This window comes from Desulfacinum hydrothermale DSM 13146, assembly GCF_900176285.1.
GTDB lineage: Bacteria > Desulfobacterota > Syntrophobacteria > Syntrophobacterales > DSM-9756 > Desulfacinum > Desulfacinum hydrothermale.
On sequence record NZ_FWXF01000011.1, the window covers coordinates 1 to 18,257 of the forward strand.

Here is an 18,257-nt window from a genome sequence, read left to right on the forward strand (position 1 = left end):
TCTTGGGTTTCGAGGTTTTCGCCTGCGGGGGCTGGAAAAGGTCAGGGGCGAATTTGCCCTGATGTGCGCTGCCCATAACCTTCTTAAGATTGTAAAGGCCGTAGCTGAGGGCATCATCAATATAGATCAAAGAGCGATCAGGGCACAGGCTGCCTAAAGGGGCAGCTTGCTCCTTTTTGAATGGCTCTTTGATACCTGCTGATGCCCGATATCTTGCGTCGACGAGCAACGTCTCTGCAGTCACAGCACTTTCACCCGCGATGTTTGCTCATGAACGATGCAGGACTCAAATTTTAATCCGCATTGTCGGACAAGCTCCTAGGAGGCTGTCTGAGAACGCCAAATCATCCCTTTGGGCCAGCGCTATTGCGAACACTTAGCATTGCCAAAAGCTGTAAAATCGGCATCTTCGGGCAAGTCCCTGATAATTTGAGAACGCAGAAAGAGCCACAGAACACAGCGGAATTTCAACCAGTTCGACACCTCCCGCAAAGGCGGCCTACCCCTTGTCGGGAGGCTCCCATCGGGGTGAGGGAGGTTCAGGTGCACGATGGGCGTTGGCAGGCGGGGGCGGCCGATGCTCCACGAGAACCGGTATGGACTTGGCGGCAATGGTGAAACGGCGCGGGCGGGAAAGAAAAGGGGCGGCCGTGGCCGCCCCCGGTGGGTTTCGTGAACGGTGAGGTGCCGGAACCTAGGCGCCGATTTCCTCTTTGACGCCCACGGCCACCTTGTACAGGATGGTGAGAACGAGAAAGCCGGTGGCCCAGACACCGATGGTGATCCCCAGCTCGGGAAGCGTGGGCACGTAGGGGGTCACCTTGTCGAACACGTTGGGGATGAAGCCGGTCACCACCAGGCCCACGCCCTTTTCCAGCCACAGTCCGAAGAAGACGGCCACACAGGCCAGTTTGAGAAGCTTTTCGTTGTGGCGGAACTTGGGCGGCACCAGGAGCACCAGCGCCGTGGCGGAAAGGATCACGGACAGCCACATGAAGGGCACCAGCTCCCCGTGGCCTTCATAGCCGGTGAACTGGTAGATGAATCCGTGCATGTGGCCCGGGATCCGGCTGTAGAAGGCCGTGAAGACTTCCAGAATGAGGAAGAAGACACTGGTGATTGCGGCGTAGGTGACGATCTGGGAAAGCTTGTTGATGGCGCTGTCCCCCGGATCGAAGTTGGTGCGCTTCCTGAGCAGGTAGCACAAGAGGATGAGAAGCGCCGGTCCGGAGGCGAAGGCCGAGGCCAGAAAGCGGGCGGCCATGATGGCGCTCAGCCAGAAATGGCGGCCGGGAAGGCCCGCATAGAGGAACGCGGTCACGGTGTGGATGGAAACGGCCCAGGGAATGGAGAGGTAGATGAGCGGCTTCACCCACTTGGGGGGCGGCATTTCCTTGCGCTCGGCGCCCAGCACCGTCCAGCCGATGACGATATTCAAAAAGAGGTAACCGTTCAGGACAATCATGTCCCAAAAGAGGATGGAGTTGGGCGTGGGATGCAGCAACACGTTCAGCAGACGCATGGGCTGGCCCAAATCCACCACGATGAACAGCAGACACATGGTCACCGCGCTCACCGCCAGAAATTCACCCATGATGGTGATGCGCCCGAAGTCCTTCACGTGGTGCAGGTAGTAGGGGAGCACCACCATGACGGCGGAGGCGGCCACGCCGACCAGGAAGGTGAACTGGGCGATGTAGAAGCCCCAGGACACATCGCGGCTCATGCCGGTGATCTTCAACCCTTGATTCAACTGGAGCAGGAAGCAGGCGAAACCGATCCCCGCAAGGACGGCCAAGGCGGCCAACAAGCTCCAGTACTTTTGACTTCCTTTCAGCGCTTTTTCAAGCATGTCAACCCCTCATCAGATGATGTAGTAGACGTTGGGTCCGGTGCCCAGCTCGATCTTGCGGCGCAGGGAGTAGTTTTCGGCCAGGATCTTCCGGACCTCGGATTCCGGGTCGTTGATGTCGCCGAAGACCAGGGCCTTGGCCTTACAGGCCTCCACACAGGCCGGTTGCAGCCCCACGGCCAGGCGCTCCGCGCAGAACTGGCATTTTTCCACCACGCCCTTGCGTCGGGTGGGAAACTCGGGGTTTTCCTGCTGCGGATCCAGGTACTCGCGCGGGTCACCCCAGTTGAAGCTGCGAGCGCCGAAGGGACAGCCCGCCATGCAGTAGCGGCAGCCGATGCAGCGGTGGAAGTCCATCATCACCACGCCGTCCTCGGCACGCTTCCAGGTGGCCTTGGTGGGACAGACCCGAACGCAGGGCGGGTTGGAGCAGTGGTTGCAAAGGAGGATGAAAGGATGATCCTTCACCTGCTCCGGGGCGTATTCATTGGCCTGGTCCGGGAAGGCGTGCTTGTACTCCTCTTGCCAGATCCACTTGATCTCCCGCTTAGCATCGGGGATGCTGGGCACGTTGTGGACCTTGTGGCAGGCCAGGATGCAGTCTTTACACTGGCGTTTTTCCTGCTCTTCCCAGCACTTCTTCATATCGACCACTATGGCCCACTGGGTGGCCTGCAGGGCCCGGGGATCGGGCATGGCCTTGGGGTCCTTTCCTTGGGCGAGCGCCTCGAAGACAGGCAGAGCGCTCAGGCCCAGGACGGATATTCCGCCTATCTTCAAGAAATCGCGACGATCCTTTTCCATCACAAATTCTCCTTGGGCTCGAGGTGGCACTGCCAGCAGTACGGGCTGACACCGGCGTAGTTGTGGCACTGGTCGCAGAACTTGGCCTTGCTGGTATGGCACTGCATGCAGCCGTTCTGGATGCTCATCTTGTATTCCTTGCCGTCAGGTCCCAGCCAGACGCGGTTGGCCTCACGCACCACCTTGTCCCGCCAATGGTTGAGAAGCACCATGTGCTCGGTTTTCATGAAGGCGGTGTCCATGACACACACCTTTGCCGTCTTGGGCAGCTCGGGCTTGGGAGCCGGCGCCGCCTTGCCCATGTTGGACCAGAAGGGGAAGGTGAATAGGCCTACAAACAGGATGATACCTGGAATGATCTTGCCCGAATCATACATCGTCGTCCTCCTCATCCTCCATGCCGGGCAGCGGTTCGTAGCGTAGATCCGTGGTCCGCTTCTTTTCGCCCTTCATGACCAGCGCGTTGGCCACCAGTTCGTGGAGGCCCGTCACGTCCACCCCCGGCACCCAGTAGTCCATGAGGGCTGGGAAGACGGCGCGGTCGATGGCGCAGATGGTGGTCAGCATGTTGACGCCATGCTTTTCGTGCACGTAGCGGACCGCGTTGGCCCGGGGCAGGCCGCCCCGCATACGCATCTCCATGTATTCGTCTGTATTGAGACCCGAGCCCGCTCCGCAGCAGAAGGTCTTTTCGCGGATCGTGCCCTCGGGCATCTCGTGGAAATGGTTGCACACATGCTTCAGAACATAGCGAGGTTCTTCGAAAAGGCCCATGCCCCGCGCGGGGTTGCACGAGTCGTGGAAGGTGACGATCTTGTTGTCGTTTCGGCTGGGATCCAGCTTGAGCTTGCCGTGGCGGATGAGGTCCGCCGTAAATTCCGCGATGTGCACCATCTTGGTGGACTTGGCGTTTTCGAAGACCGTCCCGGTGATGGGCGATTTGGGCACTTCCAAAAAGTCGGCCGGGCCGTTCATGGTGTCCATGTACTGGTTGACGACGCGCCACATGTGGCCGCACTCGCCGCCCAGGATCCACTTGACGCCCAGACGCTTGGCCTCGGCGTACATCTTGGCGTTGAGTCGCTTCATCACCTCGTGGGAGGTGAAGAACCCGAAGTTGCCGCCTTCCGAGGCGTAGGTGCTCCAGGTGTAGTCCAGGCCGATCTCGTGGAAGAGCATCATGTAGCCCATGAGGGTGTAGGTGCCCGGGTCGGCGAAGACGTCGCCGGACGGCGTGATGAAGAGCACCTCGGCGCCCTTGCGGTTGAAGGTGGGCTCCACGCGGACCCCCGTCACCTCCTCGATCTCGTCCACGAAGAACTCGATCATATCCTTGAAGGCATGGGGCTGGATGCCCAGGTGGTTGCCGGTCATGTAGCAGTTGGCCACCGGACCGGCGGTCCAGTCGATGGTGCAGCCCAGCTCGTTGAGGAGCTCGCGGGCCATAATGGTCACTTCGGCCGTGTCGATGCCGTAGGGGCAAAAGACCGAACAGCGGCGGCATTCGCTGCACTGGTAGAAGTAGTAGAACCACTCCTTGATGACTTGCTCGGTGAGCGCCCGGGCCCCGGCGTACTTGCTGAGGATCTTGCCGCTGCCGGTGAAGTACTTGCGGTAAATGGAGCGGATGAGCTCGGCACGCAACACCGGCATGTTCTTGGGATCGCCCGAGCCGATGAAAAAGTGGCACTTGTCGGCGCAGGCGCCGCAACGGACGCAGATGTCCATGAAGAGCTTGAAGGTTCGGAATTTGTCCAGGCGGTCCTTCATGCCCTTGATCGTGATGTCCTTCCAATCGTCGGGCAGCTTCCAGTCCTCATCGGTGGGATTCCAATCCCTGGGATTGGGGAGGCCCACCACTTCCAGGTTTTTGGGCTTGGCGCCGTAACAGAAGGTGCCCGGGCGAAACTCCACCGGAGTCTCGGTCCACGGCGTCTGCGGCGGCCTATGGTTGACCTTGGCCAGTTCGTCTGCTTTGGGGACCTTAGCCATGTCTACTCCTTCTTCTCAACTGGGAGACCAGCTTCGATCATCTTTTCCCTGAATTCGTCCTCATACTCTTCGTATGTGTGAACCTTGACAGGGTAGTTCCACGGGTTGATGTGGCGGACCATGCGGTTGGTGTTGGCCAGGTTCCGCGTGGGGCTCAAGAAGACACCGGCCATGTGCACCAGCTTACTGAAGGGGAAGTAGGCGAAGAGCACGCTCACCAGGAAGAGATGAATGTAAAAGAGACTGCCGATGCCTTCCGGAGTCACGGGATGGAACGTGGCCAGACCCATGGTGAGCTCTTTCACGCTCACAACGTCCACCTTGTAGATGTAGCGCATGAGCACGCCGGTGGAGGCGATGGTGAAGATGAGAAAGAGCGGAAAGTAGTCGGAGGGCAGCGAGATGTACTTGAGCTGCGGAATGGTCACCCGGCGCAAAAAGAGGAAAGCCACCCCGGCCAGAAGCAGCAGGCCGGAAAGATAGAGCCGTGGGACTCCAACCTCAAGAAAACCGTCCACCCCCTCCAACAGATGCACCAGCGGGTTAATGGGCGTGGAGAAAAAGCGCAGGTGGCGCAGCAACACCACCAGGAAGGAGTAGTGGAAGACGATGGCGCCCAGCCAGAGCCATTTGGCGGAGGCGTAGCGGATCTTGGGCCCTTCATAGAACTCCATCCGGGCATTGCGGAAAAGAGATCGGAACAAAAGCACTTCCAGGATCATCCGCAACACCACCCCCTTGGTGTCCGAGGGGTTTTCCAGGTTGTCCGACTGGATCCAGGGCAAGCTCTTTTGCTGGCCACAGGTTGTCGGGATGCGAAAGGGCACCGGAGAGCGGGCCCAGCGAACCACTCGCGCCACCACACCGATGAAAAAGAGTGCCACGGCCAGATACGGGATGATCACCCCGAAAAAGGAGGTCATCCCGGCCGCCACTCCGATCAGTGGGAGGCATACAAGGATCCCGACGGCGACGAGGGAGAAAATGATGGATCGAGACGCATTCATAACCACCCTACCTCACTGTTGGTTAATAATTATGGTTTATGATTCCTCCTGGGAGCCCTCGCCTTCGCGCTGGCTCGCCCAAATGGCATTGGCCCGTTCCAAAAGGCGCGCGGTCCGGTTCTTCACCTCTTCCACGCGCAGTTCATAGACCTTTTCCCTGCATTCCATGTAAATGTTGAAGGCCATGAGAGCCACCTGGTCCACGGCGGCTTCCATGGCCCGGAGATCCTCGGCCCATTCCGGCAATCGCCCCTCCTCTTCCAAACGGGACTGTACCACCTCTTTCAGGGAAAAAACGAAGGAGAGCGCCTGGGCCGGTGTGAAATCCTGGACGGCGCGGATGCGGATGACGCGATCGAGAAAGGGAGCTACCTGTTCCTCCTGAACACCCTCCACCACTTGGGCATAGACCCCCTGGAGCCCTTCCAGGATGGAGCTGCCCACAGGGTTGGCGAACGGATCCTTTTCTTTACGGAGAAAGGCGGCGGTTTCGGCCGGGTAGGCATCCACCACGGTCTGGAACCAGTCCTTCAGGATGGCCTTTTGGTTTTGTCGAAGGTAGTCGGTGAGGTTCATGCTGGGTTCACCCGCGCCAGAGGCCGTTGGATTCGGTGCAAGCCTCCCCGTCGGGAACGACGGGGCAGCACTCATTTTGTGAACTATCGCACTATAGACGGACAGAAAAACCATGTCAAGCGCCGCCGACCCTGGGGGCCCTTGGTGGTGCCACGCCGCTACCCGACCCGGCGGGCGCGACCTCAAAATCGGGGCGATTATAGAGACGGGATGATTTTCCGGTCAAGCGTTTTCCAAGGGTTGGGGTCGATGTGTGAAAAAAAGTGCGAAGAGGGCGGCCGAGGCCCCAGCGCGGCCCCGTGGGGGAACGGTCTGGGAAGGGGCTGTCCGACGTTGACAGGGGCGCGGGGTTTGGCCTAAAATGACCACCTGGTCATTATTGGGCGAAGGCTCCAACCCCCCGAGGTGTATGCCCATGGCGGTCACCCAAACCTTCCAGCGGCTCAAGCCCCCAAAAAGGGAAAAGATCCTGGCCACGGCCATCCATGAATTCGCCCGCCACGGCTTTCGGCAGGCGAGCCTCAATCGCATGGCCCGCATGAGCGGCATCGCCAAGGGCTCCCTTTTCCAGTACTTCGGCACCAAGGAGGGGCTCTTTCGCTTCATCTTCGACCACGCCGTGGAACTCATCCGCCACAACCTGCGCCGGGTCAAGGCGGAAACGGCCGATCAGGACTTTTTCGAACGGATCCGCTCGAGCCTGCTGGCCGGCGTGGCCTTCATCCGCCAACACCCTCACATCTACCAGATCTACCTCAAGATGCTCTTTCAGGAGGACTTTCCCTTCCGCGAGGAATTCTTGGAGAAGATCCACCTCTTTTCGGCCGAATACCTCACACCCCTGGTGGAAAAAGGCATGGCCGAGGGGGACCTGAGGCCGGACCTGGACGTGGATCTGGTGGTCTTTACCCTGGATGCCGTGATGGACCGGTTTCTGCAAGCCTACTGCGTGCCGTTTCTGGACGGCAACGCCGCCGTCTTCCAGGCGCCCCCGCAGCGGGTGGAAAAGCAGGTGGGGGACTTGGTGGAGTTGCTGCGCAGCGGCCTGGGGGCCCGATCGGGCGGCACCCGCTTGGCCATGAATGAGTGAAAGGAGAAACGATTCATGCTTCCTTCGTCCGTCTATGAAGAACTTGGTCTGGGCTCGATCCGGGAAAAGGTTCTGGCCGGGGAACGGCTGAGCCTGGAGGAGGGGCTGCGGCTCTTTGAATGCCCGGACCTTCTGGCTGTGGGAGCCCTGGCCCATCACGTGCGGACGCGGCTTCACGGCTGGACCACCTACTACGTGGTCAACCAGCACATCAACTATTCCAATATCTGCGTCAACGGCTGCCGCTTCTGCGCCTTCAGCCGCCGAAAGGGCCAGCCCGGCGCCTTCGAGCTGACGGTGGACCAGATCCTGGAAAAGGTGCGCGAGCGCCTTCACGATCCCATCACGGAGATCCACATCGTGGGCGGCTGCCACCCGGACCTTCGCCTGGAAACCTTCGAGAGGCTCTTGAGCGCAATCCGAAGGATCCGCCCCGATGTGCGCCTCAAGGCCTTTACGGCCGTGGAGATCGCCCACTTCGCCCGCCTGGAAGGCCTTTCCACCCGGCAGGTTCTGGAGCGGCTGCGGGCCGCGGGCCTGGACATGCTGCCCGGTGGCGGAGCGGAGGTCTTCAGCCCGCGCATCCGAGGCCTGCTCTGCCCGGAAAAGCTGTCCGGTGAAGGCTGGCTGCAGGTGGTGCGCGAAGCCCACGAGCTGGGGATCAAGACCAACGCCACCATGCTTTTCGGACACAAGGAGACGCTCCAGGAGCGCTTGGAACATCTGGACGCGCTCCGGCGGCTCCAGGATGAGACGGCCGGATTCGTCTGCTTCATTCCCCTCCCGTTCCAACCCCACAACACCAAGGTGGACGATGCCCGGGGCACCACGGGGGTGGAGGAGCTCAAGACCATCGCCGTCAGCCGCCTGATGCTCGACAACATCCCCCACCTCAAGGCCTACTGGGTCATGCTCACGGTCAAGCTGGCCCAGGTGGCCCTGCACTTCGGGGCCGACGATCTGGACGGCACCGTGGTGGAGGAAAAGATCGGCCACATGGCCGGCGCGGACTCGGAACAGGCTCTGACCCGATGGGAGCTGGAGCGGCTCATTGCAGAGGCCGGCTTCGAACCGGTGGAGCGGGATTCCTTCTTCGAGAAGGTGTCCGGAGAAAGGGGCGGAGCAAACGCTGACACGGCCAAGGAACGGGGGGCGGCGTGAGGTGCTCGTGTGCTGAAAGCCTTTGAGGGTGTTCCCATGAATCTGGATGCGGTGAAGGAACGTGCCGAGCGGGGAGAGAGGCTTTCTTTCCAAGAGGCTCGGCTGCTGTACGAAAGGGCGGAGTTGCACTGGCTGGGCCATGCAGCGAACCGGATGCGTCGTCGCAAGCATCCGGAAGGTGTGGTCACCTACGTGGTGGACCGAAACATCAATTATTCCAACATCTGCGCGTGCGGGTGCCGTTTTTGCGCCTTCTATCGGCCACCGGGCCACCCGGAGGGCTACGTGCTGAGCCGCCAGGAGTTGGCGCAGAAGATCGAGGAGACCTTGGCTCTCGGCGGCACGCAGATCCTCATGCAGGGAGGCCACCATCCGGACCTGCCGCTCTCCTTTTACGAGGAGATGGTTCGCTTCATCAAGGAGCGCTACCCCATCCACGTGCATGCCTTTTCCCCGCCGGAAATCGCCTACTTCGCGCACTTGGAGGGAACGGATCCGGCCGACGTCATCCGCCGCCTGCGCGCCGCGGGCTTGGATTCCATCCCGGGCGGCGGGGCGGAGATCCTGGTGGATTCGGTGCGTCGCAAGGTGTCGCCCAACAAGTGTTCGGCCGCCCAGTGGCTGGCGGTGATGGAAGAGGCCCATGGGCAGGGGCTTCGCACCACCGCCACCATGATGTTCGGCCACGAGGAGGAGCCCGAGGACCGGCTGACGCATCTTTTTGCCCTGCGCGATCTGCAGGACCGTACCGGGGGCTTTACGGCCTTCATCCCCTGGGCGTTTCAACCGAGGAATACGGCCATTGACAGGGATCCGGAAACGGCGGTGAGCTACCTGCGGCTGCTGGCCCTTTCAAGGCTGGTGCTGGACAACTTCGACAACATCCAGGCTTCCTGGGTGACCATGGGACCCAAGGTGGCCCAGACGGCCCTCTTTTTCGGGGCCAACGACTTCGGATCCACCATGATCGAAGAAAACGTGGTGGCCGCCGCCGGGGTCCATTTCCGCCTGTCCGTGGAGGAGATCCACCGGTTGATCCGACAGGCGGGATTCGAGCCGCGCCAGCGCACCATGGATTACCGGTATGTGGAAGGCGTCGGAGCATGAACCCAGTCCAAACCACCACGATCCACCGGGCGGCCTGGGTCTTTCCCATGACGGGCCCGGCGATTCAAGACGGGGCCGTGGCGGTGGCAAACGACCGCATTCAGGACGTGGGGCCGTGGCGGGAGGTGCTCCGCCGAAGGGCTTCCACGTCCTGCCGGCAGGTGGACCACGGCCGGGCGGCGCTTTTACCCGGGCTTGTCAACGTTCATACGCATCTGGACTGGAGCTTTCTGCAACGGCGCATGCCCGATGAGCCCCTGGGGTTCCCGGCCTGGGTGCAGGGGCTGTTGGCGGAAAGGCAAGGGCTCGAGCCCGAAATGCGCCAGCGGGCCCGGGACCTGGGAAGAAGGGAACTGGAGGCGACGGGAACGGCGGTTTACGCCGATGTGCTCAATCCCCCCCTGGACGGAACCGGAACGCCCGGGGATGCCTTCCCGGTGGAGGTGCGCTTCGTGGAAGTGCTGGGATTTCACCTGGCCGGGCTGGAAGAGGCGGACAGGACGGGGATGGAAGAGGGCGCGACGATCCGGGACGAGGTATCCTCATGGGGTCTTTCCCGGCGGGAAACCTTGGCGGCCCATTCCCTCTACGCGGCGTCCCCTCCGCTCATTCGGGAGGCCAAGGAATGGACCCGGCGCCGTGGTCTTCCCTTCTCGATCCATGTGGCGGAACACCCGGAAGAGCTGGAATTCGTGGACCGGGGCAGCGGATTTTGCCGCACCTTGTTGGAGTCCCTCGGGCGCTGGAATTCCCGGTGGCGTCCCTTTGGGACAAGCCCCGTGAAGGCCTTGGAATCCTTGGGGGTGCTGGATGGGGCTTCCATCCTGGTCCATGCGGTGTTTGTGGACGACGACGATTGGGACCGCCTGGCCAAGGCGGGGGTGGTGGTCTGTTTTTGTCCCAGGAGCAATCGTTTCATCAGCGGCGGGCAGCCGGCGATCCAGCAGGCATGGTCGCGAGGGGTTCGGGCGTGCCTGGCCACGGACAGTCGTGCCAGCAACGAGGACCTGAACCTGTTTAAGGAAGCGGTGTACGTGCTGAGCCACATGGGCGATCCGGGCCCGGAGCGGCTCCTTTCCATGATCACCCTGAACGGGGCCAGGGCCCTGGGGGTGGAGGGACGCTGGGGACGGTTGGGTCCCGGAGCGGCCGCTGCCTTTCTTCGGGTGGGACTGGAAGGGGCGGTGTCCCGGCAGCGGGATGTGGCGGAAGCCGTGGTGCACAGGGGTGCCGAAGGACATGTCCAATGGGTGAAGGGCGGATGCGGGGCTTGAAACTGGGAAAGTTTGCTTTTCTCAATGTGTGGCCCATTTACTATGCACTGGAAACGGGGAGAGTCGATCACGATTTTGAGATCGTGGCCGGAAGCCCCGCGCAGCTGAACGAGAAGATGCGCCGGGGGGAGTTGGATCTCAGCCCGGTGTCCTCGGTGGCCTATGCGCGTCACCCCGACCGGATGCAGCTCCTGCCGGGGATTGCCATCGCCTGCGACGGGCCGGTTCAAAGCGTGCTGCTGCTCAGCCGGCGACCGGTGGAGGATCTGGACGGCCAGGAGATTCTCCTCACCCGCCAGTCGGACACCTCGGTGGTACTGCTCAAGGTGCTCATGCAGGAACTGCTCGGGTTTCGCCGCGTGCGCTACCGCCGGGGGGGACTGCGGGAAGGTCTGGAAAACGGCGCTCCCCCCACCGCCTTTCTGGCCATTGGCGATGAAGCCCTCGTCTATCGGAACCATCCGGATTATCCGTATGTTTGGGATCTGGCCGAAGTGTGGAAGCGCTGGACCGGCCTTCCGTTCGTCTTCGCCCTGTGGGTGGTTCGACGCGGCCGGCGCCCGGTGCACACCCAGGCTGTGGGGCGGGCGGTGGAGGCTTTGTGGGCCGCCAAGCGTTGGGGGCTCGAGCACCTGGACGTGATCTGCGCCCAGGCGGCCCGAACCGGAATCCTGGACCACGCGGGCCTGGAGCGCTACTACCGCACCTTCAGCTTCGGTCTCAACGGCCAGACCCTGGCGGGCCTGGAGCTCTTTTTTCGCCACATGGTGAGGATCGGCGACATCGGGCAGCTGCCGCCCCTGGATTTTGTGCAGGCGGGGCCCGGCACGGAAGAGTCGCGCGTGGAAATCGCCCGGGAAGGAGGCCGAGAATGGGTGGGAAACGCCTGAGATTGCGTCGTTTCTTTTGGAGGGGGGATAACCGCCTGGTCCTGTTTCCCTTGGATCACGGGGTGAGCTGCGGTCCGGTGTCCGGGTTGGTGGAGCTTTCCCGGGTTGTGTCCTACGGCGTTCGGTCCGGGGCGGACGGAGTGGTGCTGCACAAGGGGATGCTGGCTTGCCTGGGGGAGGTGGAAGGCCGGCTGCCGGGGATCTTCCTGCACCTTTCCGCCAGCACACAGCTGGGCCCCTCTTTTCACGGCAAGGTGCTGGTGGGATCGGTGAACGAAGCGTTGCAACGGGGAGCGGACGGCGTGTCGGTTCACGTGAATCTGGGCGACGATGCGGAGCCCGAGATGCTGCGGGACCTGGGCAAGGTGGGGGAAGCCTGTTTCCGCTGGGGCCTTCCCCTGCTGGTGATGATCTACGTGCGGGGTGCCCATGCCCCCAAGCCCGTTACCGACGAAGCCATTGCCCATGCAGCGCGGGTGGCCGGGGAACTGGGAGCCGATGTGATCAAGATCCCTGCGCCCAAGGACCCGGAGGTCATGGATCGGATCGCCCGGTGTGTGCCGGTCCCCGTGGTCATGGCCGGCGGCGCCAAGGAGCGTGACGAAGCGGCTTTTCTGGAACGCATCCAGGCGGGGCTGCGGGCCGGTCTGGCCGGTGTGGCCGTGGGCCGCAACGTCTTTCAGCATCGCGATCCGGAAGGCTTTCTCAGGACCATCGTGGGCCTGGTCCATGGAGAGAGGGCTGCCCGGGAGGCGGGGACATGATGGCTTCCAAACCCATCGTCGTAGGCGTGACGGGGGCCAGCGGAGCTCCTTACGCCCGACGGCTGCTCCAAGTACTGGCCGATGCGGGGCTTCCCGTGCACCTGGTGGCGTCCTCCGCCGGGCGCCTGGTCTACAAGCTGGAGACGGGCCGATCCCTGGAAGAGGACCTTCCTGCCGGCGTGCGCCTTTTCGGCGAAGACCAGTTCACCGCGCCCATGGCCAGTGGTTCCTTCCAGACCCGGGGGATGGTCATCGTTCCCTGCACCATGGCCACCCTGGCGGCCGTGGCCCAGGGCCTGGCCAACAACCTGATCCAACGGGCCGCCGATGTGTGCCTCAAGGAGCGGCGTCCCCTCATCGTGGTGCCGCGCGAGACGCCCCTCAACGCCGTGCATCTCAAAAACATGCTCACCCTGTGCCAGGCCGGGGCGCTCATCTTGCCGCCCATGCCCGGCTTTTATCACCGCCCGGAAACGGTTCAGGACCTGGTGGATTTCGTGGTGGCCCGAATCCTGGATCACCTGGGGGTGGAACACTCCCTGGGCGCGCGCTGGCAGGGCCTCGAGTAGGCGATCCTTGCGAGGCCCCTGCGTTTCACGGGGCCTCCGAGGGGAAGACATCTCGGAGCTTTCAGTGCTTGAAGGCCCGCTGGCCGGTAAAGACCATGGTGACTCCGGCTTCGTTGCAGGCCTCGATCACTTCCCAATCCCGAAGGGATCCGCCGGGTTGGACCACGGCCGTGATTCCCTGGCGGATACCCACATCCACCCCGTCTCGGAAGGGGAAGAAGGCGTCGGAGACCATGGTGGATCCCAGCAGACCTGCTTTGGCCTCGCGGGTGGCCGCGTCGATGACGTCCCGGTCCTCCCGGGGCCGCTCGCCCCGCTCCACGGCCAGTTCCAGCTCCTTGTAGGAGATGCCGTATTGGTCGAAACACAGGGCGTCTCCGTAATTTCGATAGGCCTTGTAAACGGCCAGTTCCGCCACACCCACCCGGTCCTGCTCGCCCGTGCCGATGGCCACGGTGCACTGGTCCTTGACGTAGAGGACGGAGTTGGAAGTGACTCCTTGTTCCACGTACCAACCGAAGAGAAGATCCTCCATCTCCTTTGCCGTGGGGGGCCGTTGGATGCGGTAGGTCGTGCCGTCGTGGACGGCTTCGGCCAGCTTGAGATCCTCGGGGCCGTGAACGCGGCACACGGGGGATTGTTGCGCGATGAGGCCTCCGTCCATGAGCGACTTGAAGTCCACGAACCTGAGATCCCGGTATTCTTCCAGGCGATCCATGCGGCGGATCTGGACGATGCGCAGGTTGGTGCGCTTTTTCAGAAGGTCCAGGGTTCCTTCTTCAAAATCCGGTGCGGCCACCACCTCCAGGTAATTGCGGGCCACCTGTTCCGCCGTCTCCTTGTCCAGCGGCCGATTGACCACCAAGCATCCGCCGAAGGCGGCGATGCGATCGGCCCGGTTGGCGCGGTGGTACGCGGAGGCCAGGGAGTCCCCGTGGGCGGCCCCGCAGGGGTTGTTGTGTTTCAGGATCACCGCCGCGGGTTGCTTCATGAGGTACTTGAGGATGTTGAGCCCGTTGTCCAGATCCGTCAGGTTGGTCTTGCCGGGATGTTTTCCGGCCTGGAGCATGTCTGCTTCCGTGATGGCGCTCACGAGCCCCTTGCCGGGGTCGATGAATCGGCAATCGCCCAGTTGCAGGTGGCCCCCCACCAGTTCGTAGAGCGCGGCTTCCTGGCCTGGGTTTTCCCCGTAGCGAAGGCCCTTTTCAATGACCTCTCCTGTCTTGGCATCGGGGATCTTCCAGGTGCGTTTCCGGTAGACCAGTTCCTGGTCGCCGAAACGGATGGACAGGCTTTCCGGAAAATGATCGTCCATGACGGTGCGGTACATCTTTTTCAAATCCTCGGCCATGGTGTTCCTCCTCGTCGGGTGGGTCCGGGTGGGACGTTCTTCCTGGGACGGGGGCTCGGAGGTCGGCCGCGCTTCCGGCTCCCGGTTTGACGGATCTTTTCCAGAGCCATAGGTTATTTCAAAACCACAGAGCCCACAAGGGAACAACGTGGCAAGCCAAAGAAACACACCCCTTCCTCTCCACGTGCTCCAAAACAGCCGAGGGGACGGCCACCGGAACCGGGAGGCTCACGGCACGGCTTGGAAGGCATGGCAACTGGGCCTGTGCGGGTTCAACCTCATGGGGATGCGGCCGGGTCGATGGGACCGTGACCAGACAGGAAGACGCAGGGGTGTTACCTGCGCCGCCGCTTTTTGGTCAGGTGGTCGAATCTCAGTTCCCTGGCACGGGTGGAGGCATGGGCGGGGGTTCCTGCTGGAAGTTTTGTGTGTCGAGAAGCACCCGATGCTCGCTATCCCGTTCCAAACGCAGCGTCCCGGCCACAAGGCGTACGGCCTTCAGTTCCCGGGGGGAAACCTGTTCCAGGGCGGCGAACACGTCGCTTATCTTGAAGAAGACCACCAGGTCGTTGGGATAGAGCCGGTTCAGGTCCGTCACCAGCCTGTTGCGGCGAACGTCGTACACATAGACGATCTTTTCGAGAAATTTCAAGATCCTGCCCACGCCGCTGCTCCGGCCGTTGGGAGCGGGCTCATCGGCCCAGGGCGGCAGATGGACGTCCCTTCTGGCAAAGTATTCTCGAAGAATCTGATAATGGATGTTCCATAGGTTCTCCCCGGGGCGCACCAGCCGAACCCCGTAGTAGCTGGGTGGCATGTGGGAAGGCGCGGACGGGGCTGCCTTGATGGCCCGTTTGACAAAGCGTCCCACGGGCTCTTCCTGCACGGGGTGGAGAATGGGTTCCGATGCTTCATTTTGTAAATCTTCCGGGGCGTTGGCCCCCAGGTGCCGGCGAATCTTGTCCACGGTCCACGCTTCGCCCTGGACCTGGAAGGGCTCCTGGGCTTGGACCACGTGATCCACGCTGTCATGAAGCCCGAAGGCCTCCTTGCGCTCTTCCTGTCCCAGGCTGGCGGGGACGTGGGGGTAGGTGTCCGGGGTGGTCGCCGGGCCTTGGGCGCTCGGCACGGCACCAGGCTCCGTGGCGGCCGGGCCGGGTGCCACGCCGGTGGGCGATACCGGTCGGGCCAGCGATTCCTTTCCCGCCGCGGTGGGGCGGCCTTGATCCAAACGGGCCGTGGGACCGGGCGAAGGTGTCTTCTCGGGGGCGGCCTCCATGGGAGGCGTGGGTTTCGTGGGGAGGGCGTGCATCTGGTGCCAATACCAGAATCCCAGACCAGCGATCACGAGAAGGAGCAAGAGCACCAGCCCCGCAAGTCCCCCTTTACGGGAGGGGCCTGTGCGATTTTCCGGTCTTTGTCTCATGTCCATCCAGCGGGCTCCTTTGTGTTGCGGATCTGTTCTGGGATATGGGCGTTGCCGTGACCGCCGGGATTCTCCCCCACCGAAAGCGCCGTCGGCCTTCGCATGGGAGACGAAGATGTCTCAAGGTCCCTTCAACCCCGCTGTCCGGCCCCATTTGACGGGGCGGCGGGGCTGTGTTAGTGAAAGACGATCTTTCGGGAACAAAGGGGATTCTCTTTTCCGATTCTTGTAAGCATCTACAGTAGATAAAACTATATTCAAAGAGGAGCGTTTTGGCAATGAGCGATTGGCAGCCTCGATGCCGCCCCACCCTGGTGGGCAGCATGCCCCATAAAGACAGGCAGAAGGCCCTTGACGTGATCCTGGAGCAGGTTCCGGAGATTCCGGTATGGCCCCAGTTGGCGGTCTATCCGGCCGAGCAGATGATGGAGCAGTATCTGGAGGGCTTGCCGGGGGTGCGCCGGCACGAGGGCCGGGTCTGGATCCAGACCGACCATGCCGATCTGGATGGAGAAATTCTGAGCTTCTTTGAAGACTACCTGGCCGTGGAGGCCGATCCGTCCCTTCTGGACGATTCCCGCTTCGCCATGGGCGAAGAGACCGGAAGGACCTTCCGGGCCTTCCTGGAGCGGGTGGCACCCCGGTCGGCCGAGTGTGCCGCCGTCAAGGGGCAAATCGTGGGGCCCTTCACTTTGCTGACGGGGCTCACGGACCAGGACCGCAAGGCGATCCTCTACGACGAGCGCTTGAAGGACGTGGTTTTGAAACACCTGGCCATGAAGGCCCGCTGGCAGGTGGCCCGACTGCAGGCGCTGGGAAAGCCGGTGGTGCTGTTTTTGGATGAACCGGCTTTGGCCGGGTTCGGCACGTCCGCCTACATCACCGTTTCGGCCGACGACGTGGGGCAAATCTTGCGCCAGGTGGTGGAACCGGTCCGGGAGACGGGAGCCCTGGTGGGGATTCATGTGTGCGCCAACACCGACTGGGCTCTGGTGTATGGGGCCGGGGTGGATATTATCAATTTCGATGCCTACCAATACTTTGACCGTTTCGCCTTGTATCGCCGTGAGTTTTTGGATTTTGTCCGCCGGGGGGGGATCGTGGCTTGGGGGATGGTGCCCACCATGGATTCCCGGGCCATCGAAGAAGAAACGGCTGAAGCCCTGGCGGACCGTCTGAGCCGCCAGATCCAGAGCCTTGCCCACGAGGATCTGGACCTGAGTACGATCCTGGCCCAGAGCCTCGTCACGCCGAGTTGCGGTTGCGGAACGTTGAGTGAATCCCAGGCGGAGCGAGTGGCGTTCCTGACGCGGGCGCTGGCCGACCGGCTGCGGCGGGGCGTTGGGTTGGACTGAGCCGGGGGATCGGTGCCAAAAGGCTTGACAGGATGGGGCCCGTTTCCCTATAAGGGCGCGCCGGGTTTTTCAGAAGTCCGTTTTCCCGGCCGATGGCAAAGGGATGGGGCGCCCCTCCGGGGGCGAGCTGCTTGGCTCGTCGGGGATGAGACCGGGCTGCGTCCATTTTAATTCTCACAATGAGACGCTTGATCGGACGAGCGGTTTTTGTTAATTTGAAAATGCCCTAGTTGTAAGCACTTCACTTTCGGGTGCATCCCAATTCTCAACAGCTGCAAACCATAGCCTCTTCGAGCCCAGGGCGGCGTGGTCCGAACGCACCGGAGTGTGCGCGACTTCGCGTTTTCCCTTTGAACTCCAAGGGCGAAAGACGGGTTGGATCGCTGACAGATCGCCGATCGGGATCCTTCCCGGATGGGTATAGGCCAGGGTAGCGCAAGAGGTGGTGTGGGACTGGCCGCGAGAGGATGTTTGTGCGAGGAAAGGAAAGCGTCATGGATGTGCAATACAAAAACATCGATCCCAAACTGATCGTCAACGAGATCCGTAACGGTCGTTCATTGGAGGCGGTGCAGAAGCTCTTCGGGCTCCGGTTCAAGAGCGAGGTTCAGGATCTGTACCTCAAGGGCCTGATGGAATTGGGAGAAATTCCCAATGTGGGCTTCGCTTCCAAGAGGGATTCCAGTGCACGGGCGGAGGAACCCCCGGCCCCGACCCCCGTTCGTCGTCCTCCCGCTTCCTCCAGAGCCCGCCAGGTGGAGCCGGAAGTGGAATACAAACAGCCGGCGCGGACCAAGCCCGTTGTGCGCCGCCGGAACCGGGCGTCCGCCCCGGCCCAGGCACCGACGATTCTCATCAAGACCCCCAATCACCGGACCATCGGCCAGAGCGGGAGTATCACCTTGAACAAGGCCCTGCTCATCGACCAGTTGGGGTTTTCCGTGGGTGATTCCTTCGAGATCTATCGGGAAGACGACCGGATCATCCTGAAAAAACTGGACGAAGCGGATCAATAGGTCGGGGGCCGTCCCAGCGGGAT

18 protein-coding genes are annotated in these 18,257 nt (G+C 62.1%); 10 read left to right on the forward strand and 8 right to left on the reverse strand.

The annotated features are described in order from the left end of the window. Positions 1 to 31 precede the first annotated feature (31 nt). Positions 32 to 157 carry a hypothetical protein gene (locus B9A12_RS17000; protein ID WP_425430181.1) on the forward strand — a complete coding sequence of 42 codons (126 nt, stop codon included), beginning with the start codon at positions 32 to 34 and terminating at the stop codon, positions 155 to 157. 537 nt (positions 158 to 694) lie between these two features. Here B9A12_RS17000 and dsrP read toward each other — a convergent pair. Genes dsrP through B9A12_RS10365 form a run of 6 tightly spaced genes read right to left on the reverse strand, consistent with a single transcriptional unit; the run spans position 695 to position 6,231 of the window. Next, a complete protein-coding gene (dsrP, locus tag B9A12_RS10340) occupies positions 695 to 1,852 on the reverse strand; it encodes a sulfate reduction electron transfer complex DsrMKJOP subunit DsrP (RefSeq protein WP_084057824.1) in 1,158 nt (385 codons plus the stop codon). Between the two features lie 12 nt (positions 1,853 to 1,864). Next, entirely contained in the window at positions 1,865 to 2,656 is a 792-nt protein-coding gene (gene dsrO / locus B9A12_RS10345; protein ID WP_084057825.1) for a sulfate reduction electron transfer complex DsrMKJOP subunit DsrO, read from the reverse strand. Next, on the reverse strand, positions 2,656 to 3,033 hold the full coding sequence (dsrJ, locus tag B9A12_RS10350) for a sulfate reduction electron transfer complex DsrMKJOP subunit DsrJ (RefSeq protein WP_084057826.1): 378 nt from the start codon (positions 3,031 to 3,033) through the stop codon (positions 2,656 to 2,658). The genes dsrO and dsrJ overlap by 1 nt, the downstream gene beginning before the upstream one ends. Next, positions 3,026 to 4,648 carry a sulfate reduction electron transfer complex DsrMKJOP subunit DsrK gene (gene dsrK, locus B9A12_RS10355; RefSeq protein WP_084057827.1) on the reverse strand — a complete coding sequence of 541 codons (1,623 nt, stop codon included), beginning with the start codon at positions 4,646 to 4,648 and terminating at the stop codon, positions 3,026 to 3,028. The genes dsrJ and dsrK overlap by 8 nt, the downstream gene beginning before the upstream one ends. A 2-nt stretch (positions 4,649 to 4,650) precedes the next feature. Further along, positions 4,651 to 5,655: a sulfate reduction electron transfer complex DsrMKJOP subunit DsrM gene (dsrM, locus tag B9A12_RS10360; protein ID WP_084057828.1), complete on the reverse strand. Its 1,005-nt coding sequence runs from the start codon at positions 5,653 to 5,655 to the stop codon at positions 4,651 to 4,653. 36 nt (positions 5,656 to 5,691) lie between these two features. Beyond that, positions 5,692 to 6,231: an RsbRD N-terminal domain-containing protein gene (locus B9A12_RS10365; protein ID WP_170920530.1), complete on the reverse strand. Its 540-nt coding sequence runs from the start codon at positions 6,229 to 6,231 to the stop codon at positions 5,692 to 5,694. A gap of 415 nt (positions 6,232 to 6,646) precedes the next feature. Here B9A12_RS10365 and B9A12_RS10370 point away from each other — a divergent pair, with 415 nt between their 5' ends. The 7 genes from B9A12_RS10370 to B9A12_RS10400 are packed head-to-tail and all read left to right on the forward strand — an operon-like array spanning position 6,647 to position 13,086. Beyond that, entirely contained in the window at positions 6,647 to 7,321 is a 675-nt protein-coding gene (locus B9A12_RS10370) for a TetR/AcrR family transcriptional regulator (protein WP_084057830.1), read from the forward strand. A 15-nt stretch (positions 7,322 to 7,336) separates the two neighbouring features. Then, positions 7,337 to 8,482 (forward strand): aminofutalosine synthase MqnE, encoded by a 1,146-nt coding sequence (mqnE, locus tag B9A12_RS10375; RefSeq protein WP_084057831.1) that lies wholly within the window; start codon positions 7,337 to 7,339, stop codon positions 8,480 to 8,482. Between the two features lie 36 nt (positions 8,483 to 8,518). Beyond that, positions 8,519 to 9,589, forward strand: a complete 1,071-nt coding sequence (gene mqnC, locus B9A12_RS10380) for a cyclic dehypoxanthinyl futalosine synthase (RefSeq protein WP_084057927.1) — start codon at positions 8,519 to 8,521, stop codon at positions 9,587 to 9,589. After that, complete coding sequence (locus B9A12_RS10385) at positions 9,586 to 10,863, forward strand: amidohydrolase family protein (protein WP_084057832.1); 1,278 nt, start codon at positions 9,586 to 9,588, stop codon at positions 10,861 to 10,863. The genes mqnC and B9A12_RS10385 overlap by 4 nt, the downstream gene beginning before the upstream one ends. After that, positions 10,860 to 11,753, forward strand: a complete 894-nt coding sequence (locus B9A12_RS10390; protein WP_170920531.1) for a menaquinone biosynthetic enzyme MqnA/MqnD family protein — start codon at positions 10,860 to 10,862, stop codon at positions 11,751 to 11,753. Before B9A12_RS10385 ends, B9A12_RS10390 begins: the two co-directional genes overlap by 4 nt. After that, positions 11,735 to 12,517, forward strand: coding sequence for a class I fructose-bisphosphate aldolase (locus B9A12_RS10395; RefSeq protein WP_084057834.1), 783 nt, complete (start codon positions 11,735 to 11,737; stop codon positions 12,515 to 12,517). The genes B9A12_RS10390 and B9A12_RS10395 overlap by 19 nt, the downstream gene beginning before the upstream one ends. Next, positions 12,514 to 13,086 carry a UbiX family flavin prenyltransferase gene (locus B9A12_RS10400; protein WP_084057835.1) on the forward strand — a complete coding sequence of 191 codons (573 nt, stop codon included), beginning with the start codon at positions 12,514 to 12,516 and terminating at the stop codon, positions 13,084 to 13,086. The genes B9A12_RS10395 and B9A12_RS10400 overlap by 4 nt, the downstream gene beginning before the upstream one ends. Before the next feature lie 61 nt (positions 13,087 to 13,147). Here the strand turns inward: B9A12_RS10400 and B9A12_RS10405 are convergent, their stop codons facing one another. Next, positions 13,148 to 14,437: an IMP cyclohydrolase gene (locus B9A12_RS10405; protein WP_084057836.1), complete on the reverse strand. Its 1,290-nt coding sequence runs from the start codon at positions 14,435 to 14,437 to the stop codon at positions 13,148 to 13,150. 373 nt (positions 14,438 to 14,810) lie between these two features. Next, positions 14,811 to 15,869, reverse strand: a complete 1,059-nt coding sequence (locus B9A12_RS10410) for a hypothetical protein (protein WP_084057837.1) — start codon at positions 15,867 to 15,869, stop codon at positions 14,811 to 14,813. 272 nt (positions 15,870 to 16,141) lie between these two features. Between B9A12_RS10410 and B9A12_RS10415 the strand changes: the two genes are divergently transcribed. After that, entirely contained in the window at positions 16,142 to 17,218 is a 1,077-nt protein-coding gene (locus B9A12_RS10415; RefSeq protein ID WP_084057838.1) for a uroporphyrinogen decarboxylase/cobalamine-independent methonine synthase family protein, read from the forward strand. A 494-nt stretch (positions 17,219 to 17,712) separates the two neighbouring features. Then, entirely contained in the window at positions 17,713 to 18,234 is a 522-nt protein-coding gene (locus B9A12_RS10420; protein WP_084057839.1) for an AbrB/MazE/SpoVT family DNA-binding domain-containing protein, read from the forward strand. Positions 18,235 to 18,257: the final 23 nt, after the last annotated feature.

Excerpts from the sequence above, each read along its gene's own strand:
- dsrK (WP_084057827.1), bottom strand. The coding sequence starts at position 4,648 with ATGGCTAAGGTCCCCAAAGCAGACGAACTGGCCAAGGTCAACCATAGG.
- B9A12_RS10415 (WP_084057838.1), top strand. The coding sequence starts at position 16,142 with ATGAGCGATTGGCAGCCTCGATGCCGCCCCACCCTGGTGGGCAGCATG.
- B9A12_RS10405 (WP_084057836.1), bottom strand. The coding sequence starts at position 14,437 with ATGGCCGAGGATTTGAAAAAGATGTACCGCACCGTCATGGACGATCAT.
- B9A12_RS10400 (WP_084057835.1), top strand. The coding sequence starts at position 12,514 with ATGATGGCTTCCAAACCCATCGTCGTAGGCGTGACGGGGGCCAGCGGA.
- B9A12_RS10420 (WP_084057839.1), top strand. The coding sequence starts at position 17,713 with ATGGATGTGCAATACAAAAACATCGATCCCAAACTGATCGTCAACGAG.
- dsrP (WP_084057824.1), bottom strand. The coding sequence starts at position 1,852 with ATGCTTGAAAAAGCGCTGAAAGGAAGTCAAAAGTACTGGAGCTTGTTG.
- B9A12_RS10410 (WP_084057837.1), bottom strand. The coding sequence starts at position 15,869 with ATGGACATGAGACAAAGACCGGAAAATCGCACAGGCCCCTCCCGTAAA.
- mqnC (WP_084057927.1), top strand. The coding sequence starts at position 8,519 with ATGAATCTGGATGCGGTGAAGGAACGTGCCGAGCGGGGAGAGAGGCTT.
- dsrM (WP_084057828.1), bottom strand. The coding sequence starts at position 5,655 with ATGAATGCGTCTCGATCCATCATTTTCTCCCTCGTCGCCGTCGGGATC.
- B9A12_RS10370 (WP_084057830.1), top strand. The coding sequence starts at position 6,647 with ATGGCGGTCACCCAAACCTTCCAGCGGCTCAAGCCCCCAAAAAGGGAA.
- dsrJ (WP_084057826.1), bottom strand. The coding sequence starts at position 3,033 with ATGTATGATTCGGGCAAGATCATTCCAGGTATCATCCTGTTTGTAGGC.
- dsrO (WP_084057825.1), bottom strand. The coding sequence starts at position 2,656 with ATGGAAAAGGATCGTCGCGATTTCTTGAAGATAGGCGGAATATCCGTC.
- B9A12_RS10385 (WP_084057832.1), top strand. The coding sequence starts at position 9,586 with ATGAACCCAGTCCAAACCACCACGATCCACCGGGCGGCCTGGGTCTTT.
- B9A12_RS10365 (WP_170920530.1), bottom strand. The coding sequence starts at position 6,231 with ATGAACCTCACCGACTACCTTCGACAAAACCAAAAGGCCATCCTGAAG.
- mqnE (WP_084057831.1), top strand. The coding sequence starts at position 7,337 with ATGCTTCCTTCGTCCGTCTATGAAGAACTTGGTCTGGGCTCGATCCGG.
- B9A12_RS10395 (WP_084057834.1), top strand. The coding sequence starts at position 11,735 with ATGGGTGGGAAACGCCTGAGATTGCGTCGTTTCTTTTGGAGGGGGGAT.